The following is a 20,130-nucleotide window of genomic DNA, read 5'->3' on the forward strand; positions in this document are numbered from 1 at the left end:
CGTGCGAGATGTCTTGTCCGGACGCTGCAGCCGCAGCACCAGCTCGATCAGTTCCTCGCGGCTCAACCGCTCAAGATCGCTGCGCCCCATCCTACGAAAGAATCAGCGAAACCCGACCCGCGCAAGGGCGTGGGTAATTACCGCCGAGCGCCCACGCCTTGCTGTTCCGTTTCGGCATCGCGCCCTCCGTTCCTCGTCGCGGCGACGGACCAATCGCGGCACGCAGGGCACTGTTCCGGCCAGCCGCCGCGACCGACGGTCCGGCAACGAGCGATGTGCGGGCTTCGACGAACGGGGAGTCGACGATGAGTCGCGCGTCGCGGCCGGCGGGCGGGGCGGATCGCGACGGGGACCGCGCCGCATCCCGCGCCTTGACGAAGCGCCGTCAAACGTAGTCAAAGACGCCCCTGACGCGCCAGAACCCTCAAGTCTGTCAAGGGTTTCGGAATGCCCGCCGGTGTAGCACAGCGGTAGTGCAGCGGTTTTGTAAACCGAAGGTCGGGAGTTCGATCCTCTCCACCGGCACCAGCCTTTCGCCTTTCTGCGCAAGACGTTATGGTTTGACAAGGACTTAGGGACTGCCGACTCTCGCACAGCGGTCTCACACAGGGCGCTTCGCATGGCCCGTCCCTGGAAGGATCCGAAGACCGGGACCGATCACCTGCGGCAGCGTCCACCGCGGGATCTCGCTGCGCGCGTGAAGGGGACGCGGGTCATGCTCCATATCGGTGCCCGACCGGTCCTCGTGACGGTCGGTGCCGATGCCAACCGCAAGCAGGTCCTGGCCTCCAGCCCGTTCCCGTACGAGTACCGCAACCGGGTCGAGCGCTTCTTCGGCAAGATCAAGCACGCCCGCGCCGTCGCCACGCGCTACGACACGGATCCCGACAACTCCCTCGCCAGCGTCAAACGCGCTGCCGTCCGGGTCAGGCTGCGAGCTTTATGAGTCCGCGACCGAGTGGGGGAGGCTTGGGACCTCGGCCCAGCGAGAGCCTCCGTGTGGACATCCTCCACACGAAGGCATCGATCCACGATGCGCGACCGAACTTCCGACGGGGACCATACGCGCAGGGACGGGGCCATGATCGACCATCCTGGCGCGCAGGCGGACCGGAACGGGGCCGTCTGCTGGACGATGCCGCGCTCGCCGTCGGGCCCGTCCTCACGCCCGTGAGGTCCGGGGGCGCCCCCCCCGGACCGGGGAGATGTCAGGCTGCGTGGCGGAACGCGTGCGTGGCCTGGCTCGGATCGGCGGTCAGCGTCGTGTTCGCCGTCGACGTGGCGGTCGTCAGGTTGGTAATGCCGGCCGAGCTCCCACCGAAGGCCGCCATCGCTGAAACGAGTTGCGACACCTGCGTCGCAATGTGGCTCGAGGAGTCGATCGCGGAGGGTGCATCGCTCGCGAGGGTGGCGGAAGCGCCTGCCTGCATGCTGGGGATGTCGTGCGCCGCGGTCGCGCTCGGAGCGGCAGGCGGGGATTTGGTCGACGTCGTCGCGACGCGTTCGTCATCGTAGGGATCCAGGGGATCAAACGGGTCGAAATCACCGGGATCGAAAGGCGTTCCGGGCTCCGGATCGCCGGGCTCGTAAGGCGCGTAGGGGTCGCTGGTGTCGTTCGGATCGTAGGCGTCGGCCTGCAGGGTGTCGCCCCGGCTACCGGTGACCTGATCGTCGAAGCCGTAGACCGTGACGTCCGAGCCGCTGTCGGGGCTCATGTTGATGGTCAGGCCCAGGCCGTAGATGCTGCCAGACCAGCCCGGGGCGAGGTTGATGGTCGAGTTGTCGGCGTAGATGGTGTCGTTCGTGACGTTCGGGGCAGTGTTGATGGTGAAGGCCTGATCGGCGTCGGTCTTGAGGGTCGCGCCGTTGCCGCAGAGGCCGACATAGCCGCCGCCCGAAACCGTGGCCGCGGTGTCGGCATTGAGGTTGACCACGTCGTTACCAGCGTCTCCGGTCACGGTCAGCCCCTGGCCCGTGATGCCGATGGTCTCGTTGCTGTCGGCCTGCAGGTTGATGGTATTGCTGGTGCCGTTGATGTTCACCAGCGAGCCGTCGCTCAATGTGATGGTGGAATTGTTGGCGCTGACGGACTCGTTCTCGGCATTGCCCACCATCTGCACCGATGAGCCCGGGTCGGTGAGGGTGACGCTCGCGCGGTCGCCGCAGAGGCCGACGTAGCCGCCGCCCGAAACCGTGGCCGCGGTGTCGGCATTGAGGTTGACCACGTCGTTGCCGGCGTCTCCGGTCACGGTCAGCCCCTGGCCCGTGATGCCGATGGTCTCGTTGCTGTCGGCCTGCAGGTTGATGGTATTTCCGGTGCCGGAAATCCCGCCGCCGGCATTGATTCCAAGAGTTATGCTATTTCTATCCCCATTTATACTTACCGTAGAATCATCCACAACTGCTATCTTTTGGTCGGATTGATTTACAGGGACTTGATCGCCCCTTACCGCTGTAATACCGCCTGCCTTACCTTCCTCAAATGATAAAGCATCGTAAGTTTTCGGTGAATCAGATAGATTTCGCAAAGCGTCTTGTGTTTGCCGATCATTGTTAATGAAATTCTGATCTAGCAGATCTTGGTCGATGGCAGGAGCCGAATAAATACTTTTCAAGGCCGCTTGGGGAACATCGAAACCGTCAGATTTCAATATTGTCCCAACGATGGAATTGCTATTGCTGTAAAACGGACCGTATTTTAATCCAAAATCTTGAATTTGATCCAAAGTATTGTAATTTTTTTGCTTTATTGCCTCTATTTCATCATTTGTTCCACTATGCACAATGAATCCAGGGTTATGAAGGACTGATATATCAAAATCTCTAGTGCCATCGATATATTGACCATGATCGGTAACAATGTCGCCGAACACACCCAAGCCAGTCAAACTTGATGTCCTCGCTGCTTCTGGGCCTCCTCGTGCATATCCAGTAACTTGCCCATCATCATCCCTATAAATGAGGAACCCGTGGCTTGCGACACCGACGCCGTCAGTAGAAGATACGCCAGAGCTCGTCTCCGGCTTGAAAAACAACTCGATCGTCGCCATGGTTGTTCTCCTAGAATGCGCCTGTATACACAAGATGTGTCCCAGTTCTTATTAAATGAGAATATTGCGGATCAGAAAATGAAAAGCCAAATATCAATAGTTCGTCTAGCGAAAAATTATGACTATAGGATTTGAGAGTAAGACCAGAAATACCACCAGAGAGCTGGTAGACCGGTGAATATCCGAGATATTCCGATATCGTCGGACCTCTTTTTAATCCGAGCCGCTTATCGATATAGTTTTCGTACTCCTTATCGGTTAGGCCGGATCTTACATTTGCGAAATAGTGCGATAGATCGACATCGTAAAGTTCGATTTTTTTGCTCTTATCATCAGAAATTTGCTCGATTGCCTTATCGAACATCGCATCTCTGGTTTTGTCTTCGGTAGATCTGACTGTTCCAACGAACAACCCGATCAGTGCGTAAAAATTATATATAGCAGTAAATAGAATTACTATCGATATAGAACTCAGAATAAATCTTTTATTGCACTTCCTGATGATGCTCATCTTCTTGCGCCTGTCTACAACATCAACGATCAGCATGCACGTCGCAGCGGGGTTTGTCCCTCATGCCCGCCTCCGCGAGATGCTTCGCGATCGGATCGAACAGGACCGCGGTCGCAGGCCGTTGACCTGTTCCGGTATCCGTCTGGGCCGCCGTTCCGGGATGCAATGGCATGGTGTGCGCTGCGACGTTCACGCCCTCCCGTCCGGGCCCACCGCGATCCGGTAGCTGCCATCCTCGGCGCTCAACCGGAGCCCGGCTTCGGGAGACCCGGAATGCAGGCACACCGGGATCGAAAGGCGTTCCGGGCTCCGGATCGCCGGGCTCGTAAGGCGCGCAGGTGTCGTTCGGATCGTAGGCGCTTGCTGCCCTCGTTCCTCCACTGAGAATGTCGACATTGCCGTTCCCATCAAGATAAAACCCGTGAGGTACCGGCCCCCTGCATGGCTGCGATATATGACATTGCCTAATTCTCCTGCTTATTCCTCATCTTTGCATTGGTGTGTAAATTGTCCCTCCCCCACAATGGAGATGTACATCTTTGTGACGCCTGGGATACTCTCGTCCTCAAATGAAAGTTGACTTAGTACATACTTTGCTTGATGCCGATCAGACCATATGGGCTTGATCTCAAGAATGCGAATTTGACCATCAGAGTTTTTGAATCTAACCTCGCTTCCCTGACACTTGTCATACAATGCAGAGCCGATGAAATCTTCTGATGAATGATCCGGTTGATCGAACGGTATAATGTATCTACGGCCTTCGCCTTCGATGCTGAATACATGAATCTTATAGCTATGATTATTGTAGATTTCTTTGACATATGTGTCGATGACGATATCGACAGTCTCGGAATTGTGCGTCGCTCTCAAATGCTTTGTCTCTTTTAATTCGACGTATTCCTTTTCGAATGTTTCCGGAGTGATCGATTCGTGCCGGGTTGCGTCATCTGCTCGCACCTCTGCGCGGCCCGGTGTTGCACTGGCAGAAATCAAGTAAAGGCATTGATATATCGCGCGGCGCCGTCTTCTCGCGTTCAGGCGTGACGAATGCTTACTGCTCATGCTTGCTCTCCGCCATATGTCGCGCACCCGGTTGTGAGGAAATGGCAGGGCTCGTCGCCTGCCGCATGAAACGTGAGCTGGGTCGGCGGTACCGGAGCCCGACGGCATCGCTCTACGCTAAGCCGCTTCAGCGCACCGCTCGCGCCATCAGAGTATAGAGTTCTGCTGGATCGATGCGTCTTATTATTATGGCCCAACGTCCATCCGTTTCTTGGAACCCGGATCAAGCCAGCAGCCGATGAATGACGCTTCTCATCGTTCCATCGATTCACGCCTCCATGCCGGTGTGCGCTGCTCCCTATTCGTGCGAAGGAAGACAACCTGAGTTCGACGACGGCGAACGCGGCCAAGCCGAGGACCAGCACGTCGAGCGTGATCGGACCTCGTCGACCGCGCCTCGAACCAAGCAGTTGCGGTCGGGAACCAAGTAAGATCGAGGCGCCCCCGCCGTGCCCTCGCGTGCGCCGAGGGGGACGAGATCGCCGGACCAGGCCCGCGCGAGCGCGTCCGCGCTCCTGGCCGTCGGGGGCCTCGCCGGGTCGCTGGTCAGGGTGCGGCCGGGACGCGTTCCTCGACGTTAGGAGGCTGGCCGAGGCGTCCGTCGTCGCGGCCGATGCGAGCGATGCCGATCGGGCGTCGATGCGCGGCCGCGAGGATCGAGAGGACCGCGGAGACCGTATCCGTATCGACGAAGGATCTACTACCGGGATCCGAGTTGATAGTGTCCAGCCGACCAATTGCGCCAGTGATTTGCATAAGGATCCTGCCCTTATCCAAGCAATCGAAGCTCACGCCGCCGGGAAGGGCTAGGATCGAATCCCGCTCACGTCAAGTATGCTTTCTTATATCCGCACTTGAATAATGCCTTTTGAATGATGGGCGTCGGCCGACATGAGAAGCGCGCATGCCATGTGCGCGTCGCGGAATGCGTCGAATGCCAGCGGGAAGCCTGTATCCGGATCTTCTCGAAATAGGATCTTGCATTCATTTAGGCGTTATTTCTGATCGTTAACAAAATCTCTCGCGGCCTTGACTCGTGACCATGGCTTTTGAGAAAAACCGCCTACAGATGCCATATCGATCCTGGATATCCGGCTAACGTTCCTAGCCGAGGGGGAGCATCGGTTTTGCTCGATCAAGCCGCGCATTCATCCGACGATCATCGGACCGGACAGCAGCAAAACGCGCTGATCGACACGGGCGGCCTCTCCCTCGCCATCGTCGCCGCGGTTCATCGGCGACCGCTGGACCTGTCCCGGATCGCGCACGAGACCGGACGCCCGGGACAGCCTCTGACGCTATCGGAACTGGTCCTGGCCGCGCGGCGCAGCCACTTCCGCGCCCGAGCGGTTCGATCGCGGCCGGCCCGCCTCGCCGCGCTTCCGCTGCCGGCCATCGGCCGATCCCGCGACGGCCGGTTCTTCGTGCTGGCCCGCCGGCAGGACGATCGCACCTTGGTGCAGCGGCCCGGCGAGGCGCCCGCCGTCTGGAGCGATGCGGATCTGGCGCAGGAATGGTCGGGCGAGCTCGTCCTGTTGACCAGCCGTGACGGGGCGCCCGGCCCGCACGAGACGCGCTTCGGCCTCGCCTGGTTCCTGCCGGCCGCCGCTCGGTTCAAGGCCCTGTTCGGCGAGATCCTGGCGGTCTCCTTCGTCATCCAGCTCCTCGGGCTCGCCGCCCCCCTGTTCTTCCAGGTCGTGGTCGACAAGGTGCTCGTGCACAAGGGGCTGACCACCCTCGACGTGCTGGTGATCGGGCTCGTGGCCGTCACCGGCTTCGAGGCGGTGCTCGGCTACCTGAGGACCCATGTCTTCGCGCATACCACCAGCCGGCTCGACGCCGTGCTGGGCGCGCAGGTGTTCCAGCACCTGCTCGACCTGCCGATCGCGTACTTCGGCGCGCGCGCCACCGGGCAGACCGTCGCCCGGATGCGCGAGCTGGAGAACGTGCGCCAGTTCCTGACCTCGTCGGCGATGACGCTGACCGTCGACCTCGTGTTCTCGTTCGTCTTCCTGGCGGTGATGACCAGCTACAGCCCGAGGCTGACCCTGATCGTCGCGCTGGGGCTGCCGCTCTACGTCGCCCTGAGCCTGATTCTCACGCCGATGCTGCGGCGACGGGTCGACGAGAAGTTCCGGCAGGGCGCCGCGCAGCAATCGTTCCTCGTCGAGAGCCTGGCGGGCATCGAGACCGTGAAGGCCATGGCGATCGAGCCGCAGGCGCGCCGGCGCTACGAGGAGGGGCTGGCCGCCTACATCGCCGCCTCGTTCCGGGTGGTGTCGCTCGCCGCCGCCGGCAGCCAGGCCATCCAGCTCGTGGCCAAGCTGACGACGGCGATCGTGCTGTGGTTCGGTGCGCACGACGTGATGGACGGTGCCCTCACGATCGGGGCGCTGGTCGCGTTCAACATGCTGGCCGGGCAGGTCAACCAGCCCGTCCTCCGGCTGGCCCAGCTCTGGCAGGACTTCCAGCAGTTCCGCCTCTCCGTCGAGCGCCTGGGCGACATCCTGAACACGCCGACGGAACTCGCCGGCACCGGCACCCGCCAGGACCTGCCGCCGCTGCGCGGCGCGATCCGGCTGGAGAGCGCGAGCTTCCGCTACCGCCCCGACGGCCCCGAGGTCCTGCGCGCCGTCGACATCGCGATCCGGGCCGGCGAGGTGGTCGGCGTGGTCGGGCGCTCCGGCTCGGGCAAGTCGACCCTGACGCGCCTGATCCAGCGCCTGCACGTGCCCGAGCGCGGCAAGGTGCTGATCGACGGCGTCGACCTCGCCCTGATGGACCCGGCCTGGCTGCGGCGGCAGGTCGGCGTGGTGCTGCAGGAGAACGTGCTGTTCGCCCGCACGGTGCGCGAGAACATCGCGCTCGCCGATCCGTCGCTGCCGATGGAGCGGGTGATCGCGGTGGCGCAGCTCGCCGGAGCGCACGACTTCATCCTGGAGCTGCCCCAGGCCTACGACACCGTCCTGGAGGAGCGCGGCGCCAACCTCTCGGGCGGCCAGCGCCAGCGGATCGCCATCGCCCGGGCGCTGGCCACCGATCCGCGCATCCTGATCTTCGACGAGGCGACGAGCGCCCTCGACTACGAGAGCGAGCGGGCGATCCAGGCCAACATGCGCGCGATCTGCCGGGGGCGGACGGTGCTGATCATCGCCCATCGGCTTTCGACGGTGCGCGGGGCGGACCGCATCCTGGTGATGGACCGCGGCCGGCTCGCCGAGGAGGGCACGCACCAGGATCTCGCGACCCGGCCCGGTGGGCTCTACGCCGGCCTCGTCGCCGTGGCGGGAGGTTGACGATGGGCCAGGTTCACCCCTTTCCGATCCCCGAGGCCGGCAGGGCGACGGCGCGGGCCTTCCTTCCGGCCCACCTCGAGCTGCTGGAGACGCCGGCCTCGCCGACCTTGCGGGCGACCGGCTGGGTCCTGATGGCGCTGGTCGCCGGCGCCGTCGGCTGGGCCTGCTTCAGCGAGATCGAGATCGTCGCCACCGCGCAGGGGCGCGTCGTGCCGGTCGGCGAGGTCAAGCTGGTGCAGCCGCTGGAGACGAGCGTGGTGCGCGGCATCCACGTGCTCGAGGGACAGCATGTCGCGGAGGGCGAGGTGCTGGTCGACCTCGACCCGACGGAGGCCTCGGCGGACCTGGAAGCCACCCGCATGGAGCGGATGCAGGCGCTCCTCGACGCGGAGGCCGCGCGCCTGCTCCTGAGCGAGACGCCCGAGCCGGTGATCGCGCCCTTGGCGGAGGTGGAGCCGGCCCTGCTCGCGGCGACGCAGGAGCAGGTGCGGCTGCAGATGAGCGAGCACCGCGCGGCCCTGGCCGAGCTCGGCAGCGAGATCTCCGACAAGACTGCGGCCCTCGCCGCGAAGGCGTTCGAGACGGCCAGGAACACCGAGCTGACCCCGCTGGCCGAGGACCGCTACGCGACGCAGAAGGGCCTGTACGATCGCGGCAACGCCTCGAAGCTCAATCTGCTGCAGGCGCAGTACGACCTGATCGACAAGCAGACCGAGAAACGATCCCTGCCCGAGCAGGCGCATCAGCTCCGTGCGGAGATCGCGGGACTGGAGCAGAAGCGGGCGCAGGTGCACGCGCAGTTCCTGAAGGAGGCGGCCGACCAGCGGGTGAAGGCGCTCCAGAAGGTGGCGGTGGCCGACCAGAGCCTGCGCAAGGAGCGCCAGCGCGAGGCCTTGCGGCACTTGCGGGCTTCGGTGTCGGGCGTGGTGCAGGACCTGAAGGTGCACACCCTCGGCGGCGTGGTGAACGCGGCCGAGAGCCTGATGACGATCGTGCCGGACGCGGCGCGCCTGGAGGTCGAGGCGTTCCTGCCGCACCGGGAGATGGGGTTCGTGCGCGAGGGCCAGCGGGCGGAGACGAAGCTCGAGGCGTTCCCGTTCACGCGGTACGGCACGGTGCCGGGCGCGGTCCGGCTGGTGAGCCGCGAGGCGAGCGTCGCGCCGAAGCCGCCGGGGCAGGCGCCAGCGCCGACCGCATCCGGTGACGGCGAGGGACAGGGCTACCGTCTCCTCGTCTCGCTGGATCGGGCGCAGGTCCGCGCGGAAGGGGCGGAGGTGGCGCTGCGGCCGGGGATGACGGCGCAGGTCGACATCGCCACGGGCAAGCGCCGGATCGTCGCCTTCCTCCTCGATCCCATCGAGAAACACGTCTCGGAGGCAGGACATGAACGATAGAGCCAGAGGACAGGTCGCTTATTTCCGTACGTTGACAATGCACGTGCTATTTATCGTGTTTTATTTCACAATATCATCCTCATATTCAAGATCGCATGCGGAAATAATCTTTAATAGGTGTACAGACATAAAGGAATTTGTATCCAAAATCAAAAGCTTTTCCCCGACGAAAGACAAGAACATATTCGTTTACAAGCTGGATGGACATCAGATATTTAAAGTGCATATTTCTGACGAAAGTGCTGTAATAACTACCGTAAGAGGCAACCCGGCGTATTCAGTCGAGAATGTCAAAGGGATTTCTATGGAAACATATGATCACATCGAACAATTGCCGGATAATTCCTCTATCATCAGATACATAGTAGTGACAGATATAGTGGGAGGCAGTTTTATTATTCATGCAACAAGAAGCCCTGATGGAAAAATAAAAAGAACAGACGTTGAAAGAAATCAAATAAATCGACTCTGCAGGATGAATTGAACCTCATTGTAGGAGAAGAAAATGGCACAAACTGTTGATGGCGGCCCGGTCAAAATCATCGTTAGCGGGAGCCACCAAGATGCACCGGTGAATTATGCTCAGAAGTTGATCGACACCGATGCTTGGGTCGACCGCTCGATTGTCATAACCGGGCACAGATTTCATCGCGGATTTCACAATGTCGTTGTCACCGACAACCCAAATGACATACCTGCTTCGTCGCTTATCAGCATCTATAGCGTTTTATATAACAATGCTACAACTACTAGACAGAAACGAGTAGGTGTTGCCAACGATCAGTCGGGCGCAACTTCACGGCCTGTCGGGCGACCGCGAGGGACAGGGCTACCCTCTCCTCGGCTCCTTGGATCGCGCGCAGATCCGCGCGGAGGGGGCGGACATTGCACTGCGGCTGGGGATGCCAGCGCAGGTCGACATCGCCACCAGCCAGCACTGGGCGATCGCTTTCCTCTTGAATCCCATCGAGAAACATGTCGAGGAGGCCGGGCATGACGGTAAAACTTTATAGAAAATCGGCCGTTATCTCCCCGATATCCGTCTGGTTGGCCGTTATCTCCCTAATATCCGTCTGGATTGTCAAATTTCTGATTGCAACATCTCGATCATATCTTCTTGTAGCTATAATTTTTTTCACTGCGATTCCGAGACATTCATACGCCAAAAACAGAAATATACCATTTTACTTGTTTGCGTTAGGGTGCTGGAAAAAATCAGATGGAGAGATTATCGATCGCTTGTGCTTTGACTCAAAGGGCACAGTTACCGGAATTACATCAAAAAACGGCGAAGCATTTTCTGAAAATGGTATTTTCCAGGCCACATCAACCTCTATCACAATCATGGGGTTTCCCGGAAATGGGTGGCCCTCTCCAAATGAAATAGATAAATGTAAATACAATGTTTTAATAGACAATTCCGAATTACAGTTCGAAGATTGCGGATTAAATGGCACCTGGGAAAAGACAAACCTAAAGTAAAATCAACACATCATTAATTCTGCATGGAGATGATAAATGGCTAACACACAAAGAATTGGCAATGTGGCAATTGACTATACTGGCGTTCCAGCAAGTATGTTATCGTCGGTGAAATCAACATTTGCAACGCTTTACGGCGACGCGCAAACGTCAGATTTGATACAAGGACAGTATACCAGCTATCGAATTGCTTTTTCAAACGGCGATCAAGCTAAAAATGCAACAACGAGCGGCAGCGGGGTGAATGCAGTCACAACGTTTAATATTAACAATATGCATCCCGATGGCGCCGGGGGCGTTGTGATGATAAATTCAAATGACGTAGCCAAGCCCTTTGAGATCACCGCAGTGCATGAAGCAGTACACGTAGAATTTCCAGACCTGTCTGGGGACACAAGGATTGGGCACGACAATGCAGTCGGCGATTATTTATTTAGGACCATAACTATAGACACGGCAAACAGGTTGTTTGGAAATCATGATAGTGATGAAAATGCCGCGCGCACTAGTGACCTAGCTGATGCAAATCAAAATGATGCGTTTTTGGCAAGCGGCATAAAATTAGATCAAATTAATAATACCGCACAAGCAATAGATATTCTTAGGGATAAAAACAGCGGTATTAAGCAATTTCTATCGCCTAGGGCGCAAAAAGATGAATATGACGCCCCAGATATTGGTGAGGCTGGTGCATATAAATATAAAAGCCAAGACGAAGACGGTAACAACAATATCACCGACTATAGTACAACAGGTGTTGAAAATTCGGTCTGCCATTACGATCAGAGTGGAAATCTACAATCTGTCGATATATATGCTGTAGGAAATTATAATTTTGACGGCGCAAATATAAATATTATGTCAGGTGAATTAATAAACATTTCTGGGACAGGGGACGTTATTCAACTTCAGAGCAACGCCGACAATCAGATCGGCGTGTTTGGCCAAAACCAAACCGTCAACGGCGACACGGGCAACGACGTAGTCAACCTCGGCGGTGACGGAACCACCGCAACCGTCAACGGTGGCGGCACTGTCGGCCTTATCAACAACCAGCAAACCCTAACGCTCGGAGATAGCGGCTCCACGGTCAACACCGCGCCCGGGGTCGTGAACGAGGTCATCAGCGGATCGGGTGAAGGCATCAACCTCACCGCCAACTCGGCCGCGAACATCGACGGCTCTGGTAATACGATCAATCTCAACACCGGCGACAGCATTGCCGTCCATGGCGGGGGAAACACCATCAACGGGGGCGCCGACGAACGCATCTACGTCGGAAATACAGACGGTAATCCCGATACGCTCAATGTCAGCAATGACCGCGAGAATTCGGATGCGATCGATCACCAGACCACCGGGATCTTTTTCGGCCCCCAAACGCAGGCGTCTCTCAACGGAACGGGCGACGGATACTCATCGGCGCCGGGGGACCAGATCACGTCCCCGGATGACTTCATGAGCGATTACGAAGGAAACGCGCCTTTCGACAACGGATACTATAGCGGGGATGATCCAAGCAGTTCTGGTCAAGGAGACGATCCAGGCGGCTCGGACGGCTCCACCAGCCCCGGAAGCACGGACGGCTCGGACGGGTCGGACGGCTCCATCAACCCCGGCAGCGCGGACGGCTCGGACGGTTCCATCAGCCCCGGCAACTCGGACGGGTCGGACGGCTCCATCAACCCCGGAAGCGCGGACGGCTCGGATGGGTCGGACGGATCCATCAGCCCCGGAAGCACGGACGGCTCGGACGGGTCAATCGGTGCGGACGGCGGGGACGACGGAGGTTTCTTTGGTGGCTTCGGCGACCCGCTGATCCTCGACCTCGCCCACGGCGGCGTTCAGACCGTGAACGCCGACCATTCGCCCGCGCGCTTCGACATGGGGAACGACGGCCGCCGGGTTCAGACAGGATGGGGAACGCCAGGCGAAGGCTATCTCGTCGACCTTCCGAGCGGCGCCCAGACCCCGACCGATGCTGCCGATCTCGTGCCGACCTTCGAAGCCCTACGAGCCGCGGATACGAACCATGACAGCGTGCTCGATGCGCATGATGCGGGCTGGAGCAACCTGAAGGTCTGGGTCGATGCGTCCGGGACCGCGGTATCGGACCCCGGTTCGCTCCACGCCCTGGGCGATCTGGGCATCGTGTCTATCGATCTGAACGCCACGCCGGATGGTCGCCTCGATCACGGAAACACGATCTTGGCCGACGGGAGGTTCACGTGGGCCGACGGCTCTCGCGGCGACATCGCGGACGTCGCCTTGCGGTTCCGGACGAACCCGTCGCCGGTCTCGAACGGCGCGGCCGCTATCGATCCCGGAACCCAGACGCAGGCGTCGCAGCTCGTCGCGGCGATGTCGACCTTCGGCGTCAGCCCGGCTGCCGAAAGCACGGTGCAGACCGCTCCGCCATCGGGTCAAATCGCCCTGACGGTCGATCCGACCGCCGCGCAGGCGCGCAGGCTGGCGGCCTAGGCTGTCCGGAATGGCGTCTCCCAGCGGCCGCGTCCTCCAGCGTCTGCTGGGCCGTGACGATCACCTCGGCGGTGCGGGCGGCGAGCGCCTTGCCGGCTTCCGAGGAGCCGGCCTGCACCACGACCGGATGCCCCTGCGGCGCACGGGGGACGTTGAGGGGGCCGCGCACCGAAACATGCGCCCCCTCGTGCGCGAGGAGGTGCAGCTTTTCGGGATCGAAGAAGCGCCCGGATTCGCGGTCGCGCACGAAGGCGTCGTCCGCGTAGGAATCCCACAGGCCGCGCACGACATCGACGAACTCCTCCGCCCTGGCGGATCGGTCGGCATGGGCGAGGTGGCTCGCGCGGCTGAAATTCCAGGCCTCGCGCGGATCGGCGGAGGTGACGAGGTTCCAGCCCGCGGCCGCCGCTCAGATGGTCGAGGAAGGCGAACTTGCGCGCGACGTGGAACGGCTCGTTGTAGGTCGTGGACGCGGTCGCCACGAGGCCGATGCGCTCCGTGACCGCCGAGAGGTGAGACAGCAGGGTCAAGGGCTCGAACTAGCCGACATAGCGGATCGCCGTCCGGCTCAGGGCGTCGAGGTCGTCGCCGCGGACGCTGACCCCGTCGGCGAGGAAGATCAGGTCGAACTTCGCCGCCTCGGCCGTGCGGGCGATCTGCCGGTCATGGGCGGCGTTGATCCCGGCATCGGCCTGCAACGACGGATGCCGCCTGCGGCGACATGGTGTCCGCCGGGATACAGGAACGCGCCCAGGCGCATGCGGTCGCGGCGTCCCATGCCCGTCGCCGCCTCACGCCGATCCGACGCGATATTGGCGCGGCGGCGCCGCGCCGGAGATCGCGAAGGCGCCGACGGAGCGGTCCCGGTAGATCCGCGGATTGTGCGAGGCGATGGTGCGGGCGTTGCGCCAGTAGCGATCGAGCCCGGTTCCGACCTTGACCGCGGAGGCGCCGAGCGCGTCGAACAGGCTGGTCGTCGCGGTCAGGATCAGGTCGGTGACCACGCCGACCGCCTGGTTGACCTCGACATCGGCGAGCGTCGCCTGTCGCTCCGCATCCGGCGATCCGGCACGGTGCGCGTCGTAAACCCTCTGCAGCGCCTCGGCGGCCTTGAGCACGATCGCGCCCGCCGCGTAGGCGTGGGCCCGAACGCGGCCGACGACCGCCTGGATCTGCGGATCGTCGGCCGTCCGCCCGGCATTGCCGTGGCTGTAGACGCGGGTGCGCTCGGCCACCAGCCGCGCCACGTCGTCGGCCGCAGCCCGGCCGACGCCCGCCAGCGTCGCCAGGTGCACGAGCTGGAAGAACGCCATGGCATAGGGGAAGCGGGCGGGATCGGGCTTGATCAGGCCCGGATCGAGCACCACGCTCTCGAAGGTCGCGGTGCCGCTGGCGGTGAGCGCCTGCCCGAATCCGTCCCAATCGTCGACGATGGTCACGCCGGGCGCGCGCACGGGCACCGCCGCGGTGACCGGGCCGCCCGCTTCGTCCTCGGCCGAGAGGTGGATGTAGTCCGCGAACAGCGAGCCGGTCGTGTAGAATTTCCGGCCATCCACCACATGGGCGCCGTCACGCCGGCGCACCACCGTGTCGAAGGCGCCGACCTTGGCCGGCCCCGTTTCCGAGACGCCGCTGCCGATGGTCTCGCCGGCTCCGATCCGCCCGATCCAGGCCGCGCGCCATTCCGGCGACGACGAGCAGAGCGCATCCTCGGTGAAGCCGAAATGGGCCCGGAGCGCATTGGTGACATTGGAATCCGCGACCGACAGCTCGACCAGCAGGGCGAACAGCTCGGGCAGGCTCGCGCCGTGGCCGCCCTCGGCCGGCGCGAGGCGCAGGGTGGTGAAGTTGGCTTCCCGCAACCAGCCGATCTCGGCATGAGGCAGGCGACGGCTGCGGTCCCGCTCGACCGCCGTGGCGCGGATCTCGGCGAGGACCGGGCGGAACCGGTCCGCGAGCTCCTCGTAGCGCCCGCTCGGCCCCGCACCCCAGCCTGCATCCGTCTGTGACATGAACACGATTTCCCGATTCCGGCCGACTGCGCGACAGAGCGACCGATAAATCGATGAATTGCCCTCCGATCTCAAGCCGAGCATCGTGCAAGCACATGTTTTTGGAATGTCTGCCCTGGCTTTGAGGAGAGCAAGGTAGTTTTGTTTCGATCTGTGCCGACAGGAAAGAAGACGTTTTCCCGGTCCAGATCCGGATCATCAAGCTCGGACCGATCGCTCGGCAGGATCTCAGTATTATCTGCATACCGCCGCTCACGAACAGACAGGAGACCTATTCTCTCCGACGAGCCGATCGAAGAAGGCGCTTCCACGCATCCGGGGAAAATCGAAACCGTGGTTTCTTGATCCGACGCCCTTGCTCGACTTCAATACGCGAGCCGGCGAGCGGCGGGCGGGCCCGAGACGGCGTGGCCGCCGCCGTATCGGCCTCTCTCCCGCCTTCCAGCCGATGTGCGAGCCTTCGATGACCGACGAGACCCCGTGGCGGATCGCGCCCTCCCGCCGTTCGCTCCTCCGCACCGGGCTCGGCGGAGCCGCTGCCCTGGCGCTCGGTGCGCCGGCCGTACGCGCGGCGCCGCGCGAGGTGAAGATCAGCATGCAGCGCTCGTCGGTGCTGTTCACGGTGCTGAAGGTGAAGGGCACGCTCGCCGAGCGGCTCGCCCCGCTGGGCTTCACGCCGTCCTGGCACCTGTTCACCAGCGTGATCGAGCCGATGAATGCCGGCGCCGTGGATATTCATGCGGACGTCGCCGACGCCGTGCCGATCTTCACCCAGTCGGCCAAGGCGCCGCTCACCTTCTACGCCCGCGAGCGGGGCGCGCCCGCGGCCGAGGCGATCATCGTGCCGGCCGACTCCGCGATCCGCACGATCGCCGACCTGAAGGGCAAGACGGTGGGCGTCTCCCGCGGCTCGGGGAGCCATTACGTGCTGGCCGCCGCGCTCAGGCGCGCCGGCCTGACGTTCGCCGACATCAAGCCCGCCTACCTCCAGGCGCCGGACGGAGCCGTCGCCTTCGATCAGGGCAGCCTCGACGCGTGGTCGATCTGGGACCCGTTTCTGGCCTTCGCGGAGGCCAAGCGCCCGGTGCGGGTCATCGCCGACGGCGGCGGGCTGACGAGCTACCACCGCTATTATCTGGCGAACGACAGCTTCGTCGCGGCACAGCCCGAGGTGGTGGCGACCGTCTACCGCTCCCTGGTGGAGGCCGGTGCCTGGATGAAGGCGAACCCGGAGGCGGCCGTGGCGCTGCTCGCCCCGATCTGGGGCGACCTGCCGCCGGCGGTCGTCGCCGCAGCCAACAGCCGCCGGACCTACGCCGTCGAGCCGGTGGAGCGCGCCCAGCTCGGCGAGCAGCAGGCCATCGCCGACGTGTTCTACGAGGCCAAGCTCATCCCCCGCCGGATCGACGCCACCGACGTGCCGATCTTCCAGCCCCCCGTCGGCCGGGGCTGACGCCGTGACCCATGCTCCCCGTTTCGGCATCTGGGCCGCCGTCCACGGCTCCCGCGCCTCCCACCACGATCCCGACGAGCCGGACGATGCCGGCTGGGAGCGCAACCGCGCCCTGGTGCTCGAGGCGGAGGCGCTCGGCTTCGACGCGGTGCTGGTCGCCCAGCACACGATGAACCCCTACGATTCCGGGCGCGACCAGCTCGAGGCCTGGACCGGGGCGGCGGCGCTCGCGGCGCTGACCCGGCGCATCGAGATCATCGCGGCGATCAAGCCGGGACTGTACCACCCGGTGGTGCTCGCCAAGATGGCGCTGCAGATCGAGCATATCAGCGGCGGGCGCTTCGCCCTGAACCTGGTGAATGCGTGGAACAAGGCGGAGTTCGAGCGGGCCGGCCTGCCCTTCCCGGCCCATGACGACCGCTACGCCTACGGCCGCGAATGGATCGGCCTCGTGGACCGGCTGATGCGCGGGGAGACCGTGACCTTCGCGGGTGCGCACTTCCAGGTCGAGGAGTATCGGCTCCGCCCGGCCGGCACCTTCCGGCCGCGGCCGACCATCTATCTCGGCGGCGAATCCGAGCCGGCCCGGGCGCTGGCGGCCGACCACGCCGACGTGTGGTTCATCAACGGCCAACCGCTGCGGGACGTCGCGGCCTTGATCGCCGACCTGCGCCGGCGTCCCGCCGCCAACGGCCCCTTGCGCTACGGGCTTTCGGCCTTCGTGATCGCCAGGGACACCGATGCCGAGGCGCAAGCCGAGCATGCCCGCCTCCTCGCCCTCGCAGAGCGCGACGCGCCGTTGCGGGCCGACACCCGCGCCCGGACCGATCAGGCGAGCGTGATGTTCGCCAAGACCGATGCCGCCGCCTCGCGGCACGTCGGAACCAATGGCGGCACCGCCGCCGGGCTGGTGGGCAGCTACGACACGGTGGCCGAGCGCATCCGCGCCTTCCACGCCGCCGGCATCGACCTGTTCATGCTGCAGTTCCAGCCGTTCGAGGCGGAGATGCGCCGCTTCGCCGAGCAGATCCTGCCGCGCGTGCGCTGAACCGGAGACCATCGATGAGCGGCCGCCAGCTGCACCTCAACGTCAACCTGCTGCATTCGGGCGTCTACCCGTCCGCCTGGCGCCTGCCGGACAGCCGGCCGGACGCCTTCGTCGACATCGACCACTTCGTGCGCGTCGCTCGGATCGCGGAGCGCGGCAAGCTCGACGCGATCTTCCTGGCCGACACGCCCGCGATCAACGACCGGATCGACCACCGACCGTTCAACGCCCTCGAGCCGACCGTGGTGCTCGCGGCCGTGGCGGCGGCGACGCGCCATGTCGGCCTCGTGGCCACCGCCTCGACGACCTACAACGAGCCTTACAACCTCGCCCGCCGCTTCGCGAGCCTCGACCTCGTGAGCCGCGGCCGGGCCGGGTGGAACGTGGTGACGACGGCCGACGCCGCCGCCGGCCGCAACTTCGGCTTCGCGGGCGCCTCGGCGCACGGCGCGCGCTATGCCCGGGCGCGGGAGTTCACCGACCTCGTCCACGCCCTGTGGGACAGCTGGGAGGACGACGCGTTCGTCGGCGACAGGGCGAGCGGCCGCTTCGTCGACACCGCCAAGGTCCACGCCGTGAATCATCGCGGCACGCACTATTCGGTCGCCGGGCCGCTCACGGTGCCGCGCAGCCCGCAGGGACGCCCGGTGACCTTCCAGGCCGGCGGTTCGGAGGATGGGCGCGAGCTCGCCGCCGCCACCGCCGACGCGGTGTTCTCCCTGGCCCAGACGATCGAGGACGGCGCCGCCTACGCCCGCGACCTGCGCGCGCGGGCGGCGCGCTACGGACGGGGGCCCGACGCGCTGGTCGTCCTGCCGGGCCTCGCCACCGTGATCGGCTCCACCGAAGCCGAGGCGCGGCGGCGCCAGGACGCGCTCTGGGACCTCGTGCCGGTGGAGTACAGCCTCGCGCGCCTCGCGGGCACGCTGCGGATCGATCCTGGCCGCCTCGACCTCGACAAGCCGCTGCCCGATCCGCTGCCGCTGCCGCCGGATGCCAACCACACGATGTTCCTCGGCACCGTCGCGCTCGCGCGCCGAGACGCGCTGACGGTACGCCAGCTCCTGCGGGCCCTGGGCGGCGGCGTCGGCCACCGCATCGTCGCGGGCACGCCGGAGGCGATCGCCGACGACATCGAGGCCTGGTTCCGGGCCGGCGCGGCGGACGGCTTCAACCTGATGCCGGACGTGCTTCCGGACGGCCTGGAGACCTTCGTGGACGCGGTCGTGCCGATCCTCCAGCGGCGCGGCCTGTTCCGGCGCGACTACGCCGGGACCACCCTGCGGGATCATCTCGGCCTCGCGCGCCCTGCCAGCCGCTTCGCCGCGACGGGGGCCGCCGCTTCGGCGTGAGCCCCGTCGCGGCAAGGGGCCGGGAGAACATCGCTATCCTCCCGCCGCGAAACACGGCGACGATCCCCTTCGAACGGGCCGAAATTCGGCAATCGCTGCTCTTGATGCGAGACCTTCGTTTCGAGATACCAAGACCAGTCTTCATCATCGAAATTCCATCGAAAAGCGTGCGCCGTGCCTGCATCGACCCGTCGCGTCTTCCTGTCCGGCGCCCTGGCCCTTTGCGTCGGGCCGGCCCGCGCCGCGTCGGCGCCCCTGCGGGTCGTGGCCTCCTCGCTGCCGCATGCGGAGATCCTCGAATTCGTCGGCGACACGCTCGCCCCCGACCTGCCGCTGAAGGTGATCGAGATCTCGGGCGATCTGCGCCCGAACGCCCTGCTGCGTGACGGCGACGCCGACGCCAACTTCTTCCAGCACGTCCCCTTCCTCCGCTCGGAGGAGGCCGCCATGGGGATGCGCTTCGCCGTCGTGGCGGCGGTGCATGTCGAGCCACTGGGATTGTACAGCCGCCGGGCCAAGGCGCTCGCGGACCTGCCGGCCGGCGGGGTCGTCTCCCTGTCGAACAACGTCTCGAACACCCACCGCGGGCTGTCGCTGCTTCAGGCCAACGGCCTGATCCGGCTGCGGGCGAAGGAGGCGGACGTGAACGCGACGGTGGACGACATCGTCGAGAACCCGAAGAGCTTCCGGTTCGTCGAGATCGCGCCCCCGCAACTGCCGCGCTCCCTCGACGACGTGGCGCTCGCGGTCATCAACGGCAACTACGCGTTGGAAGCGGGGCTGGAGCCTGCGCGGGATGCGCTGGCGCTCGAACGGGCCGAGGGCAACCCCTACGCGAACGTCCTCGTCACGACGGAGGGCCTGGCGAAGGATCCCTGCGTGTTGCGCCTCGGAACCCTGCTGACCTCGGCCGAGGTCGCGAATTTCATCCGCAAACGCTACCGCGGCTCGGTCGTCCCCGTCCGCCCGTCCTGACCGGCACGGCC

At 63.6% G+C, this 20,130-nt stretch carries 15 protein-coding genes, 1 tRNA gene and 1 pseudogene; 12 read left to right on the plus strand and 5 right to left on the minus strand.

Annotated features, from left to right (window positions below; genetic code table 11):
* Positions 1–453 precede the first annotated feature (453 nt).
* Both MKK55_RS09540 and MKK55_RS29320 read left to right on the plus strand, forming a co-directional pair.
* Positions 454–528: transfer RNA gene (locus MKK55_RS09540), tRNA-Thr, on the plus strand.
* Positions 529–619: 91 nt separating this feature from the next.
* Positions 620–946 carry a hypothetical protein gene (locus MKK55_RS29320; RefSeq protein WP_409566041.1) on the plus strand — a complete coding sequence of 109 codons (327 nt, stop codon included), beginning with the start codon at positions 620–622 and terminating at the stop codon, positions 944–946.
* Between the two features lie 262 nt (positions 947–1,208).
* On the opposite strand, the gene MKK55_RS09550 is transcribed toward MKK55_RS29320, so the two are convergent.
* From MKK55_RS09550 to MKK55_RS09560, 3 genes are all read right to left on the minus strand, one after another.
* Complete coding sequence (locus MKK55_RS09550; protein WP_243934425.1) at positions 1,209–3,050, minus strand: hypothetical protein; 1,842 nt, start codon at positions 3,048–3,050, stop codon at positions 1,209–1,211.
* Positions 3,051–3,060: 10 nt separating this feature from the next.
* A complete protein-coding gene (locus tag MKK55_RS09555) occupies positions 3,061–3,597 on the minus strand; it encodes a hypothetical protein (RefSeq protein ID WP_243934426.1) in 537 nt (178 codons plus the stop codon).
* 441 nt (positions 3,598–4,038) lie between these two features.
* On the minus strand, positions 4,039–4,626 hold the full coding sequence (locus MKK55_RS09560) for a hypothetical protein (protein WP_243934427.1): 588 nt from the start codon (positions 4,624–4,626) through the stop codon (positions 4,039–4,041).
* A gap of 1,127 nt (positions 4,627–5,753) precedes the next feature.
* On the opposite strand from MKK55_RS09560, the gene MKK55_RS09565 reads away from it, so the two are divergent.
* The 6 genes from MKK55_RS09565 (at position 5,754) to MKK55_RS09590 (ending at position 13,279) form a co-directional block, all read left to right on the plus strand.
* On the plus strand, positions 5,754–7,922 hold the full coding sequence (locus tag MKK55_RS09565) for a type I secretion system permease/ATPase (RefSeq protein WP_243934428.1): 2,169 nt from the start codon (positions 5,754–5,756) through the stop codon (positions 7,920–7,922).
* A 2-nt stretch (positions 7,923–7,924) separates the two neighbouring features.
* On the plus strand, positions 7,925–9,316 hold the full coding sequence (locus MKK55_RS09570) for an HlyD family type I secretion periplasmic adaptor subunit (protein ID WP_243934429.1): 1,392 nt from the start codon (positions 7,925–7,927) through the stop codon (positions 9,314–9,316).
* Positions 9,306–9,800: a hypothetical protein gene (locus MKK55_RS09575; RefSeq protein WP_243934430.1), complete on the plus strand. Its 495-nt coding sequence runs from the start codon at positions 9,306–9,308 to the stop codon at positions 9,798–9,800. The genes MKK55_RS09570 and MKK55_RS09575 overlap by 11 nt, the downstream gene beginning before the upstream one ends.
* Before the next feature lie 286 nt (positions 9,801–10,086).
* Entirely contained in the window at positions 10,087–10,329 is a 243-nt protein-coding gene (locus MKK55_RS09580; protein WP_243934431.1) for a hypothetical protein, read from the plus strand.
* Positions 10,310–10,798, plus strand: a complete 489-nt coding sequence (locus MKK55_RS09585) for a hypothetical protein (protein ID WP_243934432.1) — start codon at positions 10,310–10,312, stop codon at positions 10,796–10,798. Before MKK55_RS09580 ends, MKK55_RS09585 begins: the two co-directional genes overlap by 20 nt.
* 36 nt (positions 10,799–10,834) lie before the next feature.
* Positions 10,835–13,279, plus strand: a complete 2,445-nt coding sequence (locus MKK55_RS09590; RefSeq protein WP_243934434.1) for a hypothetical protein — start codon at positions 10,835–10,837, stop codon at positions 13,277–13,279.
* Between the two features lie 22 nt (positions 13,280–13,301).
* On the opposite strand, the pseudogene MKK55_RS09595 reads toward MKK55_RS09590, so the two are convergent.
* Together MKK55_RS09595 and MKK55_RS09600 are read right to left on the minus strand one after the other, a co-directional pair.
* Positions 13,302–14,057: pseudogene (locus tag MKK55_RS09595) on the minus strand (NtaA/DmoA family FMN-dependent monooxygenase); the annotation flags it as partial.
* A 13-nt stretch (positions 14,058–14,070) separates the two neighbouring features.
* Positions 14,071–15,291 (minus strand): monooxygenase, encoded by a 1,221-nt coding sequence (locus tag MKK55_RS09600; protein ID WP_243934436.1) that lies wholly within the window; start codon positions 15,289–15,291, stop codon positions 14,071–14,073.
* Between the two features lie 463 nt (positions 15,292–15,754).
* Between MKK55_RS09600 and MKK55_RS09605 the strand changes: the two genes are divergently transcribed.
* The 4 genes from MKK55_RS09605 to MKK55_RS09620 all read left to right on the plus strand — a co-directional run bounded on the left by MKK55_RS09605 (position 15,755) and on the right by MKK55_RS09620 (position 20,119).
* Positions 15,755–16,744 carry an ABC transporter substrate-binding protein gene (locus MKK55_RS09605; protein ID WP_243934437.1) on the plus strand — a complete coding sequence of 330 codons (990 nt, stop codon included), beginning with the start codon at positions 15,755–15,757 and terminating at the stop codon, positions 16,742–16,744.
* 4 nt (positions 16,745–16,748) lie between these two features.
* The gene (locus tag MKK55_RS09610) at positions 16,749–17,792 is read left to right on the plus strand and encodes an LLM class flavin-dependent oxidoreductase (RefSeq protein ID WP_243934438.1); all 1,044 of its coding nucleotides are present in this window, start codon (positions 16,749–16,751) and stop codon (positions 17,790–17,792) included.
* 14 nt (positions 17,793–17,806) lie between these two features.
* On the plus strand, positions 17,807–19,144 hold the full coding sequence (locus tag MKK55_RS09615) for an LLM class flavin-dependent oxidoreductase (RefSeq protein WP_243934439.1): 1,338 nt from the start codon (positions 17,807–17,809) through the stop codon (positions 19,142–19,144).
* A 174-nt stretch (positions 19,145–19,318) separates the two neighbouring features.
* Positions 19,319–20,119, plus strand: coding sequence for a MetQ/NlpA family ABC transporter substrate-binding protein (locus MKK55_RS09620; RefSeq protein ID WP_243934440.1), 801 nt, complete (start codon positions 19,319–19,321; stop codon positions 20,117–20,119).
* Positions 20,120–20,130: the final 11 nt, after the last annotated feature.

It is taken from the genome of Methylobacterium sp. J-059, assembly GCF_022829485.1.
Lineage (GTDB): Bacteria > Pseudomonadota > Alphaproteobacteria > Rhizobiales > Beijerinckiaceae > Methylobacterium.